The 18,305-nt window shown below is 69.1% G+C and carries 17 protein-coding genes; 3 read left to right on the top strand and 14 right to left on the bottom strand.

Annotated elements, in window-relative coordinates; all coding sequences use genetic code 11:
- The first annotated feature begins 212 nt into the window (after window positions 1-212).
- Window positions 213-1,625: a dihydropyrimidinase gene (hydA, locus tag ACFSOX_RS09610; RefSeq protein WP_378477585.1), complete on the top strand. Its 1,413-nt coding sequence runs from the start codon at window positions 213-215 to the stop codon at window positions 1,623-1,625.
- 131 nt (window positions 1,626-1,756) lie between these two features.
- Here the strand turns inward: hydA and ureG are convergent, their stop codons facing one another.
- The 3 genes from ureG to ACFSOX_RS09595 all read right to left on the bottom strand — a co-directional run bounded on the left by ureG (window position 1,757) and on the right by ACFSOX_RS09595 (window position 3,780).
- A complete protein-coding gene (gene ureG, locus ACFSOX_RS09605; RefSeq protein WP_378477584.1) occupies window positions 1,757-2,371 on the bottom strand; it encodes an urease accessory protein UreG in 615 nt (204 codons plus the stop codon).
- 157 nt (window positions 2,372-2,528) lie between these two features.
- Window positions 2,529-3,242, bottom strand: coding sequence for an urease accessory protein UreF (locus tag ACFSOX_RS09600; protein WP_378477583.1), 714 nt, complete (start codon window positions 3,240-3,242; stop codon window positions 2,529-2,531).
- Complete coding sequence (locus ACFSOX_RS09595; protein WP_378477590.1) at window positions 3,235-3,780, bottom strand: urease accessory protein UreE C-terminal domain-containing protein; 546 nt, start codon at window positions 3,778-3,780, stop codon at window positions 3,235-3,237. Before ACFSOX_RS09595 ends, ACFSOX_RS09600 begins: the two co-directional genes overlap by 8 nt.
- A 309-nt stretch (window positions 3,781-4,089) precedes the next feature.
- Between ACFSOX_RS09595 and ACFSOX_RS09590 the strand changes: the two genes are divergently transcribed.
- A complete protein-coding gene (locus ACFSOX_RS09590; protein ID WP_378477582.1) occupies window positions 4,090-5,100 on the top strand; it encodes a TRAP transporter substrate-binding protein in 1,011 nt (336 codons plus the stop codon).
- Between the two features lie 151 nt (window positions 5,101-5,251).
- Here ACFSOX_RS09590 and ACFSOX_RS09585 read toward each other — a convergent pair whose 3' ends face one another.
- A complete protein-coding gene (locus ACFSOX_RS09585; RefSeq protein WP_378477581.1) occupies window positions 5,252-6,610 on the bottom strand; it encodes a UbiD family decarboxylase in 1,359 nt (452 codons plus the stop codon).
- Window positions 6,611-6,802: 192 nt separating this feature from the next.
- Here ACFSOX_RS09585 and ACFSOX_RS09580 point away from each other — a divergent pair, with 192 nt between their 5' ends.
- Window positions 6,803-7,801: an ABC transporter substrate-binding protein gene (locus ACFSOX_RS09580; protein WP_378477580.1), complete on the top strand. Its 999-nt coding sequence runs from the start codon at window positions 6,803-6,805 to the stop codon at window positions 7,799-7,801.
- 71 nt (window positions 7,802-7,872) lie between these two features.
- Here the strand turns inward: ACFSOX_RS09580 and ureC are convergent, their stop codons facing one another.
- The 10 genes from ureC to urtA form a co-directional block, all read right to left on the bottom strand.
- Window positions 7,873-9,582, bottom strand: a complete 1,710-nt coding sequence (gene ureC / locus ACFSOX_RS09575; RefSeq protein WP_378477579.1) for an urease subunit alpha — start codon at window positions 9,580-9,582, stop codon at window positions 7,873-7,875.
- A 62-nt stretch (window positions 9,583-9,644) separates the two neighbouring features.
- Window positions 9,645-9,950 carry an urease subunit beta gene (locus ACFSOX_RS09570; RefSeq protein WP_378477578.1) on the bottom strand — a complete coding sequence of 102 codons (306 nt, stop codon included), beginning with the start codon at window positions 9,948-9,950 and terminating at the stop codon, window positions 9,645-9,647.
- Between the two features lie 11 nt (window positions 9,951-9,961).
- The gene (locus ACFSOX_RS09565) at window positions 9,962-10,549 is read right to left on the bottom strand and encodes a formylmethanofuran dehydrogenase subunit E family protein (RefSeq protein WP_378477577.1); all 588 of its coding nucleotides are present in this window, start codon (window positions 10,547-10,549) and stop codon (window positions 9,962-9,964) included.
- 8 nt (window positions 10,550-10,557) lie between these two features.
- Complete coding sequence (locus ACFSOX_RS09560) at window positions 10,558-10,860, bottom strand: urease subunit gamma (protein ID WP_378477576.1); 303 nt, start codon at window positions 10,858-10,860, stop codon at window positions 10,558-10,560.
- A gap of 22 nt (window positions 10,861-10,882) precedes the next feature.
- Entirely contained in the window at window positions 10,883-11,764 is an 882-nt protein-coding gene (locus ACFSOX_RS09555; RefSeq protein WP_378477575.1) for an urease accessory protein UreD, read from the bottom strand.
- A 30-nt stretch (window positions 11,765-11,794) separates the two neighbouring features.
- The gene (gene urtE / locus ACFSOX_RS09550; RefSeq protein ID WP_378477574.1) at window positions 11,795-12,490 is read right to left on the bottom strand and encodes an urea ABC transporter ATP-binding subunit UrtE; all 696 of its coding nucleotides are present in this window, start codon (window positions 12,488-12,490) and stop codon (window positions 11,795-11,797) included.
- A 243-nt stretch (window positions 12,491-12,733) separates the two neighbouring features.
- Window positions 12,734-13,486, bottom strand: coding sequence for an urea ABC transporter ATP-binding protein UrtD (gene urtD / locus ACFSOX_RS09545; RefSeq protein ID WP_378477573.1), 753 nt, complete (start codon window positions 13,484-13,486; stop codon window positions 12,734-12,736).
- Window positions 13,487-13,490: 4 nt separating this feature from the next.
- Window positions 13,491-14,666, bottom strand: a complete 1,176-nt coding sequence (urtC, locus tag ACFSOX_RS09540; RefSeq protein WP_378477572.1) for an urea ABC transporter permease subunit UrtC — start codon at window positions 14,664-14,666, stop codon at window positions 13,491-13,493.
- Between the two features lie 133 nt (window positions 14,667-14,799).
- A complete protein-coding gene (gene urtB, locus ACFSOX_RS09535; RefSeq protein WP_378477571.1) occupies window positions 14,800-16,458 on the bottom strand; it encodes an urea ABC transporter permease subunit UrtB in 1,659 nt (552 codons plus the stop codon).
- Window positions 16,459-16,697: 239 nt separating this feature from the next.
- Complete coding sequence (gene urtA / locus ACFSOX_RS09530) at window positions 16,698-17,981, bottom strand: urea ABC transporter substrate-binding protein (protein WP_378477570.1); 1,284 nt, start codon at window positions 17,979-17,981, stop codon at window positions 16,698-16,700.
- Window positions 17,982-18,305 lie beyond the last annotated feature (324 nt).

Below are 18,305 nucleotides of genomic sequence, written 5' to 3'. Positions count from 1 at the left end.
TGCCTCCTGCCGCCCCGAGTCAATCCGTCGCAACAAGATCTGTGCATGCCGTAGCGCTGCGCGGGGAGAGAGGTGACGCCGGTTCGTGCCGGCATCTGCGCGGCGAGGTCGCGCCGTTGCGCCGGGATCCGGATCGGGGTAAGCCTCGCGACCGGTCCCGCGCGGCCGCCCGATCCTTCCGGCCGCGGCTTTTCCCGCATCCGGAGCGTCCCATGTCCGACTACGATCTTTCCATCCGCGGCGGCACCGTCGTGACGGCGAGCGACACGGTGCGGGCCGATGTCGGCGTCCGCGGCGGCCGCATCGTCGCGGTCGCCGAGCGGATCGCGGGCGCGGCACGCGAGATCGACGCGTCCGGTCTCCTCGTCATGCCGGGCGGCATCGACAGCCACGTCCATCTCGCCCAGCCGACCTTCGGCGGGCCGAAGATGTCGGACGACTTCGAGACCGGCACCCGCGCCGCGATCGCCGGCGGCACCACGACGGTGCTGCCCTTCGCCATGCAGCCGCGCGGCGCCGGCCTGCGCGCCGTCGTCCAGGAGTATCACCAGGAGGCCGACGGCAAGGCCTATTGCGACTACGGCTTCCATCTGATCATCACCAACCCGAGCCCAAGCGTGCTCGGCCAGGAGCTGCCGGCGCTGGTCGGCGACGGCTACACCTCGTTCAAGGTGTTCATGACCTACGACGACATGGTCCTGAACGATCGCGAGCTCTTGGAGGTGTTCGAGTGCGCGCGCGGCTGCCGGGCGCTGGTGATGGTGCATGCCGAGGGCTACGACGCCATCAAATTCATGACCGAGCGACTGGAGCGGGCCGGCAAGACCGCGCCCTACTATCACGGCGTGTCGCGGCCCGAGATCGTCGAGCGCGAGGCGGCGCACCGCGCCATCAGCCATGCCGAGCTGACCGACGTGCCGATCATGATCGTCCACGTCTCCGGCCGCGAAGCGATGGAGCAGATCCGCTGGGCCCAGAACCGCGGCCTGAAGGTCTACGGCGAGACCTGCCCGCAATACATCGCGCTCACCGCCGACGACATGAAGGGCCTCAACATGGACGAGAGCGGCGGCAAGTATGTCTGCTCGCCGCCGCCGCGCGACCATGCGAGCCAGGAGGCGATCTGGCAGGGCCTTCAGGCCGGCGTGTTCCAGACCTTCTCGTCCGACCACTGCCCGTTCATGGACGGCGTCGACGGCAAGCGCAGCCCGAAGGCCAAGACCTCGTTCAAGTGGGTGCCGAACGGCATCCCGGGCGTCGAGACCCGCATGGCGGTGCTGTGGGGCCTCGGCGTCGACAAGGGCCGCATCGGCATGAACGAGTTCGTCGCGCTGACCTCGACCAATCACGCCAAGATGTACGGGCTCTACCCGCAGAAGGGCTCGATCGCGCCCGGCTTCGACGCCGACCTCGTGCTGTGGGATCCGGCCCGCAAGGAGACGATCCGCCAGGAGCTGATGCACGGCGCCTGCGACTACACGCCCTACGAGGGCCTCGCCGTGACGGGCTGGCCCGTGATGACGATCCTCAAGGGCAAGCCGGTATGCGAGGAGGGCAGGATCCTCGGAGCGCCGGGCGACGGCGCCTTCCTCAAGCGCGGGATCTCGCCCTACGCGTCGAAGTGATGCTCGTCATTCCGGGGCGCGGGCGGAGCCCGCGAGCCCGGAATCCATAGTCCCAGTGCCGATGGCGCACGAAAGACCGGGCGTATGGGTCCGGGGCTCGCCGCTTCGCGACGACCCGGGACGACGGAGGATCACCCCAATCCCCCCGCCCGGATCACGAACGCCTCCACCGTATCCACGCCTTCGCCCGTCTTCGTGTTGGTGAAGACGAACGGCCGCTCGCCGCGCATGCGCTTGGCGTCGCGCTCCATATTGGCGAGCGACGCCCCCACGTGCGGAGCGAGGTCGATCTTGTTGATCACCAGAAGATCCGAGCGAGTGATGCCCGGCCCGCCCTTGGACGGGATTTTCTCTCCTGCCGCGACGTCGATCACGTAGATCGTGAGATCCGCGAGCTCGGGCGAGAAGGTGGCGGCGAGATTGTCGCCGCCCGACTCGACCAGCACCAGATCGAGGTTCGGGAACTTCGCCCGCATCTCGGCGATGGCGGCGAGGTTCATCGAGGCGTCCTCGCGGATCGCCGTGTGCGGGCAACCGCCGGTCTCGACGCCGGCGATGCGCTCCGGCGCGAGCGCCCCCGAGCGCACCAGATACTCGGCATCCCACTTGGTGTAGATGTCGTTGGTGATCGCGGCGATGTCGAACTTCTCGCGCAACCGCTTGCAGAGCGTGTCCATCAGCGCGGTCTTGCCGGATCCGACCGGCCCGCCGACTCCGACCCGCAGGGGACCGTTTGGACTGGGCATGTGAGTTTCCTTCTCGGCTCGATCTGATCAGTGACCCGTCATTCCGGGGCGCGGCCGCAGGCCGCGATCCCGGAATCCACAACCCCGGACCGGGAGTATGGATTCCGGGCCCGGCGCTTCGCAGCGTCCCGGAATGACGTCGAATGGAGCGCTCTTATCACGACCGGAACAGCCGCGTGTACTGGGTCTCGTGCCGCATCGCGGCGATGTCGGCCCGGAACGCGGCGCTGCCGATGTCGTCCGTCGGCGTCACGGCGGCGCGCGCGCAGGTCGCGGCCGCGAGCGGCTCCAGTGCGGCGAGCACGCGCTGCCCGTCGGTCTGGCCGAGCGGCACGAGCCGCACCCCGGCCGAAATCAGGTTCGCCACCAGCGCATGGACGAAGGCGTGCAGGGCGGGCGTGAGCGCGATGCCGTGCCCGGCCGTCGCCACGGCGACGGCGACCGGATAGGCGACGTGACCGTCCGGTCCGAGCGGCAGCCGGTCGAGCGCCGCGCAAGCCCAGGCCGAGCGGATCGCCTCGACGAAGGCTTTTCCTTGCGTCGTCGTCTCCAGGAAGCGTTCGCGCGAGGGGGCCAGCGCCAAGGCCAGCTCGGCCGTCGCGGCGAGCCCCGCCTCGTCGTTCGCCACGGTCGCGCGATGCGCGTTCGCGAACAGCGCCGCGTCGCAGAACAGGCCGCCGTCGCGCAGCATCACGGCGAGCCAGCGCCGCAAGGAGTCGGCGTCGCGGATGTCGCCCGCCTCGACGGCCCATTCGAGGCCGCTCGAATAGGCGAAGGCGCCGACCGGGAACGACGGCGACATCCAGGCGAGCAGCCGCCACAGCGCCTCGGGAGCGAGCGGCGCCGACACGGTGCCGGCGGCCTCAGTCATGCGGATGGGGATGGCCGTGCCCGTGGTGGTGCACATGGCCGTGCCCGTGGGCGTGGCCGTGCGAGTCATCATGATCATGACCGTGGTGGTGATCATGATCGCCATGATGGTCATGATGGTCATGACCGTGATGATGATCGTGATCGTGGCCACCCTGGGCAAGATCATGACCATGACGATGACCATGCCCAGGCCCATGTCCATGCCCGCCCGGCGCATAGGCGCCCGCTTCGGGATCGAACGCCGCATCGATCGGGGTGAGCGTCGCGCCGAGCCCGCGCAGCATCTCCTCCAGCACGTGGTCGCGGCGAATGCGCAGCCGCTCACCGAGAATTTGCACCTCGGTGTGGCGGTTGCCGATGTGCCAGGCGAGCCGCGCCAGCGCGGCGGGGCTCGCGGCGGCCACCTCGACCAGAGGCTCCGGCCGCGCCGCGACCAGCACGACACGCCCGTCCTCGAGCAGCAGGCCGTCGCCGTCGAGAAGCCGCGTCGCCTCCGGCAGATCGAGCAGGAAGGCGGTGCCGGCCTCACCCGTCATCGCGAGGCGCCGGCGATGGCGATCGTCGGCGTCGAGCAGGACGCGGTCGACGATCCTGTCCGGCGACACCGTCCCGCAGGGCAGCACAGCAGTGGCTCTCAACATCCCATCCTCGCGTTCCGCAGCCTCGTGCTCGGCGACTTTCGTACCACTTTTCATACCAATCCCGCCGGCCAGATCCGCGTTTTACCCGGATCGCTCGTCGATCGGGTGGCGTGATAGCGTTTCGGGTGACGTCCGTGAGGTTCGTCCGACGCCCCCGGCAGACGTTCCCTGTTTCCGTGCCACCCATAGCCATCGGGGAATGCCATGACCAGCCTTCTCGACACCACCCGCCTGTCCCGCCGCTCCGTCCTGGCCGGCACCGCGGCCACGATCGTCGTCGGCTCGCGGGCGCGCGCCGCCGACTTCACGTGGCGGCTCGGCCTCAGCCAGCCGGTCGACAGCCCCAACTTCATCCGCCTGAAGGAGATGACCGATCGGGTCCGCACCGAGACGGGCGGCCGGCTCGACATCTCCATGCACGGCGGCGGCGTGCTCGGGTCCGACACCAAGATGCTCGCCATGCTGCAGAGCGGCGAGCTCGAGATGTACAACGCCGGCAACGTGCTCGGGCCGATCGTTCCGGTCACCGAGATGCCCGGCCTGCCGTTCACGTTCAAGAGCCCGGGCGACGTCTTCAAGGCGCTCGACGGCGATCTCGGCGACTACATCCGCTCCGAGCTCCTGGCCAAGGGCATCTACGCGTTCCGCTGGGGCGGCGACAACGGCTTCCACCACCTCACGACGAGCACCAAGCCGATCCGCACCGTCGACGATCTCGCCGGGATGACCATGCGCACCCCGGTACAGGAGATGACGGTCGATTTCTTCCAGGCGCTCGGCGCCGTGCCCAAGAAGTTCCCGCTCAGCCAGCTCTACCAGGTGCTCAAGGACAAGACCTGCGACGCCCAGACCGACCCGTTGTTCCTGATCGTGCTGATGCGGCTCCACGAGGTGCAGACCTATCTGAGCCTCACCAACCACTGGTGGTCCGGCTTCACCTTCACGGCCAACGCCGCGGCCTGGAGCAAGCTGCCCGACGACCTCAAGACGGTGGTCGAGCGGAACGTGAGGATCAGCGCGCTCGCCCAGCGCCGGGACGTCGAGACGGCGACCGGCGAGGCGATCGGGATCCTGAAGAGCAAAGGCATGATCGTCAACGAATGCGACACCTCGGGCTTCAAGAAGCCGCTCGGCGCGTTCTATGCGAAGTGGAAGGGCATCTACGGCGCCAAGGCGTGGTCGCTGCTCGAGGGGCATGTCGGCAAGCTGGCGTAGCTCCTCTCCTCCCCCCTCCCATTGGGCGAGGGTCGGGCGCGAGCGCAGCTCGCGACCGGGGTGAGGGGTTCAGACGCCGGCGTGGGCACCCCCTCACCCGCCGCGCTTCGCGCGGCGACCTCTCCCCGCCGGGGAGAGATGAAAACAAGCGTCACTCCCCCGTCTTCCCCTGCCCGGCCAGCAGGGCGGCGAGGTCGATCCGGGGGTAGACGATCTTGCTGTAGGCGCCGCGCAGCTCGGGGGCGAGCGTCGCGTCGATGATGGTCTTGGCGATCACCCCGGTGCGGTCGGCGGCCGGATGCAGCTCGTTGCCGAGCGTGCCCGGGATCGTCACCTGGTCGCGCTCCCAGCGCACCCGGGTGGAGAGCGCCCAGAACACCTCGGTCGGGTCGAACACGTCGACGTCGGTGTCGACGACGACCACGGTGTTGATGTTGACGTGGGCGTTGAGCGCGGCGAGGCCGACGGTCCGGGCCTCGCCGGGCCGCGGCTCCTCCATGGCGATCAGCGCCAGGAAGCCGGAGGCGAAGGGCGGCAGATGGGCTTCGCGCACCCGCGGCGAGGCCTGCCGGCACAGCCGCTTCAGCTTGGGCTCGCGCGTCACCGCGGTGCCGAGCAGCAGGTGCTCGAACGACGCGCCGGCCGTCGTCTGGAAGATCGGGTCGCGCCGGTGGGTGATCACCCTGACGCAGCCGACCGGCTGCGGATGCACGCCCGAATAGTGGCCCGTGTACTCGGCCATCGGCCCTTCGGGCTCGCGCTCGCCGGCGACGATCTCGCATTCGAGCACGATCTCGGCGGTCGCCGGCACCAGGATGTCGCAGGTTCTCGCCCGCACGACGGGAGTCGGGCCGCCGCGCAGAGAACCGGCGATCTCGTACTCGTCGCCGTCGTAGCGATAGGCCGCGGCGATCATCAGGGCCGGGTCGACGCCGAGGGCGACGCAGAACGGCAGGTTCTCACCGCGCTTCTCCGCCGCCTCGAAGAACTCGAGCAGGTGCCGCCAGGTGTTGAGGTTGACGCCGATTCGGTCCTTCCCCTTCACCTGCAGCCGCACATAGGAGAGATTGTGGCGGCCGCCGCCGGGCTCGCGGGCGATGACGATCCCGGCATTGATGTAGGGGCCGCCGTCCTTCGGCGCATGGGTCGGCACCGGCAGGGTGCCGAGATCGACGTCGGTCTCGACCACCTCCTGGCACGGCGCCGCGCCGTTGATTTCTCGTGCCGGCACCGGGGCCTGCGTCGCCGCTTCCATCACGTCGCCGAGATCGTCGCGGGCGCAGCCGAGCGCCAGCGCGATGCGCTCGTGCGAGCCGAGCATGCTGCCCAGCACCGGCATGGCCGCGCCCCTCACCCGATGGAAGTAGGCCGCCTTCCCGTCCTGCTCGCAGGCGCGCAGCACCGCTCCGAGCTCGTGCACCGGATCGACCGGTGTCTCGATGTCGCAGACGAGGCCCTTCTGCCGGAGCAGCGCCACGAAGCTGCGAAGGTCGTCGATACGGCCCGTCATGAATCCTCGCGGGTGGAGCTGAGCGCGCTCGGTCGCGGCGCCGGCGGACCTTAGGCGGCGGTGCCGGGGAGCGTCAAACATCGGGCGTCGCCGGGCGCCGCGGGCCGAACCGGCGCGGCGGCGCCCGATCCTGGCCCGGCATTTGCAAATCCTCGGACGCCCCCGACTGGCCGGCCCAAGGAGGACGAAACAATGGTGTGGTGGGATCGACGGACGTGTCTCGCGGCCGCCCTCGGGGCGGCCCTGCTGGCCGGCGGCCTGGACGGTGCCGCGGCGCAGGGTGCCGCCGGCGACAAGGTCGTGATCAGATTCACCTGGAAGCTGAAGGGCGAGTACGCGCCGCTCTTCGTCGCGCTCGACAAGGGCTACTACAAGGCCGAGGGCCTCGACGTCGCGCTGTCCGAGGGCTCCGGCGCCCAGACCGTGCTCAAGGTGGTCGGTACCGGCCAGGAGCACTTCGCCTACGGACCGGCCGTCAACGCCCTGCAGGCGGTGAGCCAGGAGCTGCCGGTCAAGCTGGTCGCCCTCTACCAGACCTCGACCCCGATGGGCGTGATCGCGTTTCCCGAGGTGACCCTGAAGACGCCGAAGGACATGGAGGGCAAGTCGATCGCGATCTCGTCCGGCGAGACCTTCTCGGACATGATCCGGCCGTTCGCCAAGCTGAACGGCATCGACATCGAGCAGGTCAAGCGCGTGCAGCTCGACAATTCGGCGCGCGCCAGCCAGTTCCTGGCCCGCCGGGTCGATCTCCTGTCGGTGTTCCTCACCAACGACCTGCCGAAGATGGAGCACGTCACCGGCGTCAAGTTCAACCTGCTGAAGCCGGCCGACTTCGGCCTCGCGGTGCCGGGCGCCGCCCTGATCGTCAACACCGCCTGGGCCGAGCGGAATCCCGAACTCGTCCGGAAGGTGCTGCGCGCCACCGCCAGGGGCTACGCCGACGCCATGGCGGATCCGGTCGCGGCCTCGCAGATCTTCCAGAAATACCTCACCATCAAGGAGGATCCCGGCGTGCTCGAGCGCCAGGTGAAGGCCACCATGGCCTCGACCAACGCGCCGGCCGGCAAGCCGATCGGCTGGACCGACGAGGCGACCATCGTGCGCGCCCTCGACCTGCTGACCGAGACCGGCAGCCTGAAGGGCCGCAGGGATCCGGGCGCCTACTACAGCAACGCCTATCTGCAGTGACGCCCGTCCGCCCGGCCGGGGTCTCGTCCGCGCCGCCGCCCGGCGCCCCCCGGGGGGCGTGCGGCCGGTCGTCAGAACAAGAAGTACCGCTGCGCCATCGGCAGAACCTCGGCAGGTGCGCAGGTGAGGAGCTCGCCGTCGGCGCGCACCTCGTAGGTCTCGGGATCGACGTCGATCCTCGGGGTCGCGCCGTTGTGGATCAGGCTCGCCTTGCCGATCGCGCGGGTGTTCTCCACGGCGACGAGCTCCTTCGCGGTCCCGAGCTTGTCACGCAATCCCGAGGTCGCGGCCGCCTTCGAGACGAACACCAGCGACGACGCGGTGAGCGAGCGGCCGAAGGCGGCGAACATCGGGCGATAGTGCACGGGCTGCGGCGTCGGGATCGAGGCGTTGGGATCGCCCATCGGCGCGGCGACGATCGAGCCGCCCTTGATGATGCAGTCCGGCTTGACGCCGAAGAAAGCCGGCGACCACAGCACCAGATCGGCGAGCTTTCCCACTTCGACCGAACCGATATGCTTCGACACGCCATGGGCGATCGCCGGATTGATCGTGTACTTGGCGACGTAGCGGCGGACCCGCAGATTGTCGTTGTCGCCGGTCTCGCCTGGCAGCCGGCCGCGCTGCTTCTTCATCTTGTCGGCGGTCTGCCAGGTGCGGATGATCACCTCGCCGATGCGGCCCATCGCCTGGCTGTCCGACGACATCATCGAGAGCGCGCCGAGGTCGTGCAGGATGTCCTCGGCCGCGATCGTCTCTTTCCGGATCCGGCTCTCGGCGAAGGCGAGATCCTCGGCGATCGACGGGTCGAGATGGTGGCATACCATCAGCATGTCGAGATGCTCGTCGATGGTGTTTTTCGTGAACGGCCGCGTCGGATTGGTCGACGACGGCAGCACGTTCGGCAGGCCCGCCACCTTGATGATGTCGGGCGCGTGGCCGCCGCCGGCGCCCTCGGTGTGGAAGGCGTGGATGGTGCGGCCCTTGAACGCCGCGATCGTGTCCTCGACGAAGCCCGACTCGTTGAGCGTGTCGGTGTGGATCATCACCTGCACGTCGTGCTCGTCGGCGACCGAGAGGCAGCAGTCGATCGCGGCCGGCGTCGTGCCCCAATCCTCGTGCAGTTTCAACGCGCAAGCCCCGGCCTCCACCATCTCGACCAGCGCGGCGGGGCGCGAGGCGTTGCCCTTGCCGGCGAAGCCGAGATTGACCGGGAACGCATCGGCCGCCTGGATCATCCTCGCGATGTGCCACGGTCCAGGCGTGCAGGTGGTCGCATTGGTGCCGGCCGCCGGCCCGGTGCCGCCGCCGAGCAGCGAGGTGACGCCGGACATCAGCGCGTCCTCGACCTGCTGCGGGCAGATGAAATGGATATGCGCGTCGAAGCCGCCGGCGGTGAGGATCTTGCCCTCGCCCGCGATGACCTCGGTGCCGGGACCGACGACGATCGTCACGTTCGGCTGGATGTCCGGATTGCCGGCCTTGCCGATCGCGGCGATCCGGCCTTCTTTGATCCCCACGTCGGCCTTCACGATCCCCCAGTGGTCGACGATCAGGGCGTTGGTGATCACCGTGTCGACGGCGCCGTCGCGGTTGGTCGCCTGGCTCTGGCCCATGCCGTCGCGGATCACCTTGCCGCCGCCGAACTTCACCTCCTCGCCGTAGGTGGTGAGATCGCGCTCGACCTCGATGAACAGCTCGGTGTCGGCGAGCCGCACCCGGTCGCCCGTGGTGGGCCCGAACATGCCGGCGTAAGCCGCGCGGGAGATGGTGACGGGCATGGGATCCTCGGAGTGCTGGTGACCGCGGCGCGATGCGCCCGACGACGACGGCGGCGTTACGACTATAACGTCCCCATCACGCCCTGCCTGAAGCCGTAGACGGTGCGGGTGCCGGCGAGCGGGACGAGCGTCACGTCGCGCGACTGGCCCGGCTCGAACCGCACGGCCGTGCCGGCCGCGATGTCGAGCCGGAAGCCACGCGCCTTGTCACGATCGAAGCGCAGCGCCGGGTTGGTCTCGAAGAAGTGGTAGTGCGAGCCGACCTGGATCGGCCGGTCGCCCGTGTTCACGACCGTGATCGTCACCGACTCGCGGCCGGCGTTGAGCGTGATGTCGCCCTCGGCCGTGATGATCTCGCCCGGAATCATGGCTCCTCCTGTCAGGGTCGCGGCGCCGGCGGCGGGGCCGGCGGGGCCGGCGGCAGCTCGCGCATCGTCATCATGTCGGCCGCCGGAATCGCCATCACGGCATCCCAGCGCGCGATGCCGGTCGGCTCCTTGTTGATGTCGCGCAGCCGCGGCCAGATCGCCGCCGGCACGGCGTATTCCAGCGTGCGGCCGCTGGGCTTGTGGCGGATGACGACGCGGCCGAACAGCCCGTCACCGGCCGGCGTGTCGGCGACCCGCAGGCTCGCTTGGCCGGGCGAGGCACGGGTCGCGATCATCACGCCGTCGACGATGCACGGGCACGGCGCGCCGGGGCTCGAGAAATAGGTCACGTCGAGCTCGCGCGGCGCCGCCCCGAGCTTCTGGCGAGCGTCGTCGCCGATCCGGATGCCGGCCGCGATCAGCGAGCCGAATCCGCCGTGCACGCGCGCGCCGAGCGAGATCCACAGATCCCGCTCGGTGGGCGGCGTCGTCTCGATCGGCCCGTCATGTGCGGCGAGCGGCCCGACCGCGGCCGGCACGACGGCGAGCAGAACGGCGAGCACGCCGACGAGGGCGAAGGCACGATGAAAGAAAGGCATGGATACACTCAGCGGATCGGGTTGTGGACCGTGACGAGCTTCGAGCCGTCCGGGAAGGTCGCCTCGACCTGGATCTCGTGGATCATCTCCGGGATCCCGTCCATCACCTGGTCGCGCGTCAGCACCGTCGCCCCGGCCGCCATCAGCTCGGCGACGCTGCGGCCGTCGCGCGCCCCCTCCAGGATGAAGTCGGAGATCAGCGCGACGGCCTCCGGGTGGTTGAGCTTGACGCCCCGCTCCAGGCGCCGGCGCGCCACCATGGCAGCCGTGGCGATCAAGAGCTTGTCCTTTTCACGCGGCGTGAGATGCATCGGAGGGGATCCGTATATCTGATCAGTTGAGCCACAAGGGCGGCAGCGGGCCGCCGAGCGCCAGCGGCAGAGCCGTCGCGAGATCGTGCCGCAGGCTTTCCCCGTCGGGCGCACAGAACCGTGCCGCCGTGATGCCGTTCCACGACGAGACGCCGACCTCGCCACGCAGCCCCTCGCAGGCTCGCAGCATCTCGACGAAGGCCGCGTCGGCCGGCATCAGAAGAACGATCGCGACCGCGACGCCCCCCGCCGCCACGGCCGGCTCGCGCAGCGTCCGGGCGATCGCGCCGTCGAGGCGCATGGTCTCGGCATAGACGAGCCGGCCGGTGCGACGCACCCGCCAGCGGTCGGAGAACCAGCCTTCGTGCACGGCCTCGTCCATGCCGGTACGGCCGAACACCACGGCCTCGGCCAGCAGCAGGCGGGCGTCGTCGGCGAGGTCGATGTCGATGGTGCGGGCGAGGCGCGCGCGATCGAACAGGATCATCTCGCGCGGCATCCAGGCGAGGCTCCCGCCGCAGCCGACCGTGAGCCTGACCTGCATGTGCGCCGGCGCCCCCTGCGCGCGATAAACCTTCTCGGCCGACGAGGTCGTGACCCGGACCGAGGCACCCGCCTCGACGGCGATGTCGATGTCGCAGCGGTCGCCGCCGGCGATGCCGCCGGCCGTGTTGACGAGCACGGCGTCGAGCGCCGGCGAGGGCCGCACCGGTTTCGGGAATCGCACCCGCAGCGAACCTTCCTCGAACACATGGGTGCGGCAGCTTTGCGTGCGGCGGCTCGTGCCGTCGCGCAGCCCGACGCCGAGCCGCACCGTGCCGGTCGCCCGGTTGGCAGCGAAGACCGCGTCCTGCGGGCTCACTTGCTCGCCGGTCGTCCGCCTGCTCGCCGCCTGCTCGCTCAAGACGTCCCCCGGCTCCTGCTCGCACGACGATCAGAGCGCGAGCGCGCGCCGCAGGGCTCCGTCGTCGAGATCGACACGGCTCGCCGCGTAGACGACGCTGCCGCGATCCATGACGGCGAAATGATCGCCGAGTTCGCGGGCGAAGTCGAGATACTGCTCGACCAGCACGATGGCGATGCCGCCGAGGTCGCGCAGATAGGCGATCGCCCGGCCGATGTCCTTGATGATCGACGGCTGGATGCCCTCGGTCGGCTCGTCGAGCAGCAGGAGCCGCGGCCGCATCACCATGGCGCGGCCGATGGCGAGCTGCTGCTGCTGGCCACCCGAGAGGTCGCCGCCGCGCCGCCCCAGCATGTCGGCGAGCACCGGGAACAGGTTGAACACGTCTTCCGGAATCGCCCGGTCGCGCCGCGGCAGCGCCGCGAAGGCGGTCTCCAGATTCTCCTTCACGGTGAGGAGCGGGAAGATCTCGCGTCCCTGCGGCACGTAGGCGATGCCGCGTCTGGCACGGCGATCGGGCGCGAGGCCGGCGATGTCGGCGCCCTCCCACTCGATCGCGCCGGCCTTCACGGCGTGCTGGCCGACGATGGCGCGCAGAAGGCTCGTCTTGCCGACGCCGTTGCGGCCGAGCACGCACGTCACCTTGCCGGGCTCGGCCACGAGGCTGACGCCCCGCAACGCCTGCGCGGCGCCGTAGAAGAGATCGATGGACTGGACGTTCAGCATGGGAGCAGCCCGACCAATATCGCTTCAGGACGACGCTCACCCCCCTCCCTGCCCCTCCCCCCCAAGGGGGGAGGGAATGCTGGAGCCGCTATGTCGTCCACGACCGTTGAACAGATGTCTGGGTCGATGATGGAGATTCCAGATGCCGCAGCCTGCTCCCTCCCCCCTTGTGAGGGAGGGTTGGGGAGGGGGGTAGCCCCGACACGGACATCTCGTTCCCAGATCATTCCGGTCGAACTCGCCTCATCGCCCCAGATACACCTCGACCACCCGCTCGTTCTCGGAGACCTGATCGATCGAGCCTTCGGCCAGCACGCGGCCCTCGTGCAGCACCGTGACCTTGACGCCGAGCGCGCGCACGAAGGTCATGTCGTGCTCGACGACGACCACGGTCTTGTCGGCATTGATGGCGCGCAGCAGCTCGGCGGTCTGGTGGGTCTCGGCGTCGGTCATGCCGGCGACCGGCTCGTCGACCAGCAGGAGCTTCGGATCCTGCGCCAGCAGCATGCCGATCTCCAGCCACTGCTTCTGGCCGTGCGACAGGCTGCCGGCGAGGCGCGAGCGCGCCGCGGTCAACCGGATGGTGTCGAGAATGGACGAGATGCGCTCACGGTCGGCCGACGTCTCGCGCCACGTCACGGCGGTGCGGGCGCGGCGGTCACCGGCGAGCGCGAGGCGGAGGTTGTCCTCGACGGTGTGCGAGTCGAACACGGTCGGCTTCTGGAACTTTCGCCCGATGCCGAGCACCGCGATCGAGGCTTCGTCCAGGGTGGTGAGGTCGTGCGTGCCGTCGAACATCACCTCGCCCGAGTCGGGCCGTGTCTTGCCCGTGATCACGTCCATCATGGTGGTCTTGCCGGCACCGTTCGGGCCGATGATGGCGCGCATCTCGCCGGGCGCGATGGTGAGGGACAGGCTGTTCAGCGCCTTGAAGCCGTCGAACGACACGCTGACGGCGTCGAGATAGAGAAGTGCGGAGGTGGTGCGGAGCTCCATCGTCTCACTCCGCCGCCGCCGGCTTCGGCGCTTCACCCACGGCCGGCGTCTCGCTCGTCTCGGGCTCGGTCGTCTCGGCAGTCTGGGCCGCGGCGGCCGGCCGGCGCGCCCGCCAATGCGAGATCGTACCGACGATGCCGCGCGGCAGCCACAGCGTCACGCCGACGAACAGGCCGCCGAGCAGGAACAGCCAATAGGGCGCCAGCGCCCCGCTGGTGAAGGTGGTCTTTGCGTAGTTGACCAGCAGCGCGCCGATCACGGCGCCGATCAGCGTGCCGCGGCCGCCGACCGCGACCCAGATCACGGCCTCGATCGAGTTCGCCGGCGAAAACTCGCCCGGATTGATGATGCCGACCTGCGGCACGTAGAGGGCGCCGGCGACGCCCGCCATGCAGGCCGAGATCACGAACACGGCGAGTTTGTAGGACTCGACCCGGTACCCGAGGAAGCGGGCGCGCGCCTCGGCGTCGCGGATTGCGACCAGCACCATGCCGAATTTCGACGTGACCAGCACGCGGCAGACGACGTAGCCGGCCGCGAGTGCGAGGCACGACACGGCGAACAGCGCCGCGCGCGTTCCGTCCGACTGCACGTTGAAGCCGAGAATGTCCTTGAAGTCGGTGAGGCCGTTGTTGCCGCCGAAGCCGAAGTCGTTGCGGAAGAAGGCGAGCATCAGGGCGAAGGTCATCGCCTGGGTGATGATGGAGAAGTAGACGCCGGTCACCCGGCTCCTGAACGCGAACCAGCCGAACACCAGCGCCAACACGCCCGGCACCAGCAAGACCATCAGCATGGCATAGGGAAAGCTGGAAAAGCCCCACCAGGCGAGCGGCAGCTCCTTCCAGTTCAGGAACACCATGAAGTCGGGCAGCAGCGGGTTGCCGTAGACGCCGCGCCCCCCGATCTGGCGCATCAGATACATGCCCATGGCATAGCCGCCGAGAGCGAAGAAGGCGCCGTGGCCGAGCGACAGAATTCCGCAATAGCCCCAGATCAGGTCGATCGACAGCGCCAACAGCGCGAAGCAGACATACTTGCCGAACAGCGAGACCAGGTAGGTCGGCACGTGCAGGGGCGAGCTCTCGGACGTCGCGAGATTGAGGATCGGGATCACGATCGCGACGATCGCGACGACGATCAGGAACGCGATGCTGCCGCGGTCGAGTGCGCGCGGGGTCATGTCGTAAGCCCGTCATTCCGGGGCACGGGCTGAGAACCCGCGCCCCCGGAGTCCACAACCCCGGTCCGTGAGTGTGGATTCCGGGCTCGCCGCTGCGCGGCGCCCCGGACCGACCGAGATCTTGATGCGGACCTCATGCCTCGATCGCCCTTCCCTTCAGCGCGAAGAGGCCACGCGGACGGCGCTGGATGAACAGGATGATCAGCACCAGGATGGCGATCTTGCCGAGCACGGCGCCGGCGAAGGGCTCCAGGAACTTGTTGGCGATGCCGAGCGTGAAGGCGCCGACCAGCGTGCCCCACAGGTTCCCGACGCCGCCGAACACCACCACCATGAAACTGTCGATGATGTAGCTCTGGCCCAGATTGGGCGACACGTTGTCGATCTGCGAGAGCGCGACGCCGGCGATACCGGCGATGCCGGAGCCGAGCCCGAAGGTGAGCGCGTCGATCCGGGCCGTGCGGATGCCGACAGACGCCGCCATGGCGCGGTTCTGCGTCACGGCACGCATCTCGAGCCCGAGCCGCGTGAAGCGCAGCATGGCCAGCAGCAGCGCGAACACCGTGAGGCTGAAGCAGACGATCCACAGCCGGTTCCAGGTGACGGCGAGCTGGCCGATCTCGAAGGCGCCGCTCATCCAGCTCGGGTTGCTCACCTCCTTGTTGGTCGGGCCGAAGGCGGTGCGCACCGCCTGTTGCAGGATCAGCGACAGGCCCCAGGTGGCGAGCAGCGTCTCCAGCGGCCGGCCGTAGAGGAAGCGGATGACGCTCTTCTCGATGAGAATCCCGATCAGGCCCGTGACCACGAAGGCGAGCGGCACCGCGACGGCGAGCGACCAGTCGAGCGTCAGCGCCGCCGGCAGCGGCAGCGTCACGCCGATCGCCGTGCCGGGGATGGTGAGGGCGACCGCCTTCTGGCGGATCGCCTCCTGCACCACATAGGTCGTGTAGGCGCCGAGCATCACCATCTCGCCATGCGCCATGTTGATCACGCCCATCACGCCGAACGTGATGGCGAGCCCGATCGCGGCCAGCAGCAGCACCGAGCCGAGCGAGATGCCGTACCAGGCGTTCTGTGCCGTCTCCCACATCTGCAGGCGACTGCGGATCGCGCTCGCGGCGCCGTCGGCCGCGCCCTGCACGGTCGCCGGGGTTCCCGGCGGCAGCGCCGAAAGGAGCGCCAGCGCCGCCTGGTCGCCGCGCTCGCGCAGCGTCGCCACCGCCTCGACACGGGCGACCTCGGGCGCGTCGGCGCTGGTGATCAGGATGGCGGCGCGCGCCTCGGCGAGCGCCGCCTTCACCTGCGGGTTCGTCTCGGCCGCGAGCGTCGCCTCGACGGCGGCGAGCGCGCCGGCGTCGCGCGACTTGAACACCGCCTGGGCGGCATCGAGCCGGCGCGCGGGGTCGGGTGCGCGCAGCGTCAAGGCGCCGAGCGCCGCCGCGACGGCGCGGCGCAGCCGGTTGTTGAGGCGCACGCGCTTGAGATCGCCCGCCGCCGGGGCCGGCGAGACGGTGGCGCCGGTCGCCGCATCCTTGAAGACGCCGGCGTCCTCGATCAGCACGCGACGTCCGGCCGGGTCGGCCAGAAGCTGGCCGTCCTGGAGCGCTTTCACAACCGCGAACGCCCTGACATCACCGCCAGCCCCGAGCGCCGTGACGCCGGCTTCGGTGTCGGAATAGGAGTCGGTGAGAAACTTTCGCAGAGCATCGTCGAAGTCGGCGGCGCGAAGGGGCGACGTCGGCGCGACGATCGTGAGAACGGCCACGAGGATCGCGAACAGGAGAGTTCGCAAGTGCTCTCGCCCGGGGCTCGCCGCCCTCCCTGTCCCTCCCCCACAAGGCGGGAGGGAACGGGGTGCGGCAGCACCAACTGTCTCACGCCGGCTTCGATCTTCCGTCTGTGCAGTCGAAGTCACGAAAACGAGCCCTTCCTTCGGGGTTCCCTCCCCCCTTGTGGGGGAGGGACAGGGAGGGGGATGGCGGCACGGAACGGCGCCGGCCGACCACCGCATTCACATCGCACGAAGCCGTCTCACCCGCCGCATTTCTGCGTCTTGGTGTTGTAGTTGCCGCACTTCAGCTTGACCCAGTCGGCGGTCAGATCCTTCGAGCCGTCGAGATACTTCGACCACGCCTCGCCGGGAACGAGCCCTTCGGTCTTCCACACGACGTCGAACTGGCCGTCGGCTTTGATCTCGCCGATGAACACCGGCTTGGTGATGTGGTGGTTCGGCAACATCTCGGAGACGCCGCCGGTGAGGTTCGGCGCCGTGGTGCCCGGCAGCGCGTCGATCACCTTGTCGGGGTCGGTGGTGCCGGCCTTCTCGACCGCCTTCACCCACATGGCGAAGCCGACGACATGGGCCTCCATCGGATCGTTGGAGACACGCTTCGGGTTCTTGGTGAAAGCCTTCCACTTCTCGATGAACGCCTTGTTGGCCGGCGTGTCGATCGACTGGAAGTAGTTCCAGGCGGCGAGGTGGCCGAGCAGCGGCTTGGTGTCGACGCCGGCGAGCTCCTCCTCGCCGACCGAGAACGCCACCACCGGGATGTCGGTCGCCTTGACACCCTGGTTGCCGAGCTCCTTGTAGAACGGCACGTTGGCGTCGCCGTTGATGGTGGAGACCACCGCGGTCTTCTTGCCGGCCGAGCCGAAGCGCTTGATCTCGGCGACGCGGGTCTGCCAGTCGGAATGGCCGAACGGCGTGTAGTTGATCGAGATGTCCTCGTCCTTCACGCCCTTCGACTTCAGATAGGCCTCGAGGATCTTGTTGGTGGTGCGCGGATAGACGTAGTCGGTGCCCTCGAGCACCCAGCGCTGCACCTTCTCCTCCTTCATCAGGTAGTCGACGGCCGGGATCGCCTGCTGGTTCGGCGCGGCGCCCGTGTAGAACACGTTGCGCTCCGACTCCTCGCCCTCGTACTGCACCGGATAGAACAGGATCGAGTTCAGCTCCTTGAACACCGGGAGCACGGATTTTCGCGAGACCGAGGTCCAGCAGCCGAACACGGCCGCGACCTTGTCCTTGGTGATCAGCTCGCGCGCCTTCTCGGCGAACAGCGGCCAGTTCGACGCCGGATCGACCACCACGGCCTCGAGCTTCTTGCCCAGAAGGCCCCCCTTCTTGTTCTGCTCCTCGATCAGCATCAGCATGACGTCCTTCAGGGTCGTCTCGCTGATCGCCATGGTGCCGGAGAGCGAATGCAGGATTCCGACCTTGATGGTCTCCTGTGCCTGCGCCGGCAGGGCGGCGGCGAGGCTCAGCGCGGTGCCGAGGGCGGCGGCGAGCATGCGGCCGGCGAAGCGGCCGGTCATCCTCCGAAGGGAGGCGTGCCGAAGGGCTGCGTGCCGAAGAGCTGCGAGCATCGTCACTCCTTGCGTCGTCGAATCCTTGGGGTCCGGGAGCGTCCCGCCCCGAGCGGTGCGGGATCGGGCCGTCGAGCGGCGGCCGAGCGGCCGAGCCCCTGCCGCAAGGAGCATGCCAAGGAGCCCGTCGCGTGCACCGGCCGGACCGGACAACGGAATCGCGCTGTAAGGAGAATTCCGTAACGGACCCGAGCCGGCACCCGCCCATCGCGTGAGCGATTTGCTCAAATCATGCTCAGGACGGTGGTCGCGGGGGTCTCTTGAACTCGGCGC

Source organism: Rhodoplanes azumiensis (genome assembly GCF_042682915.1).
Taxonomy (GTDB): domain Bacteria; phylum Pseudomonadota; class Alphaproteobacteria; order Rhizobiales; family Xanthobacteraceae; genus Rhodoplanes; species Rhodoplanes azumiensis.
The sequence above is the reverse complement of the archived record's forward strand: the minus strand, read 5'-3'. Positions and strand labels throughout refer to the sequence as shown.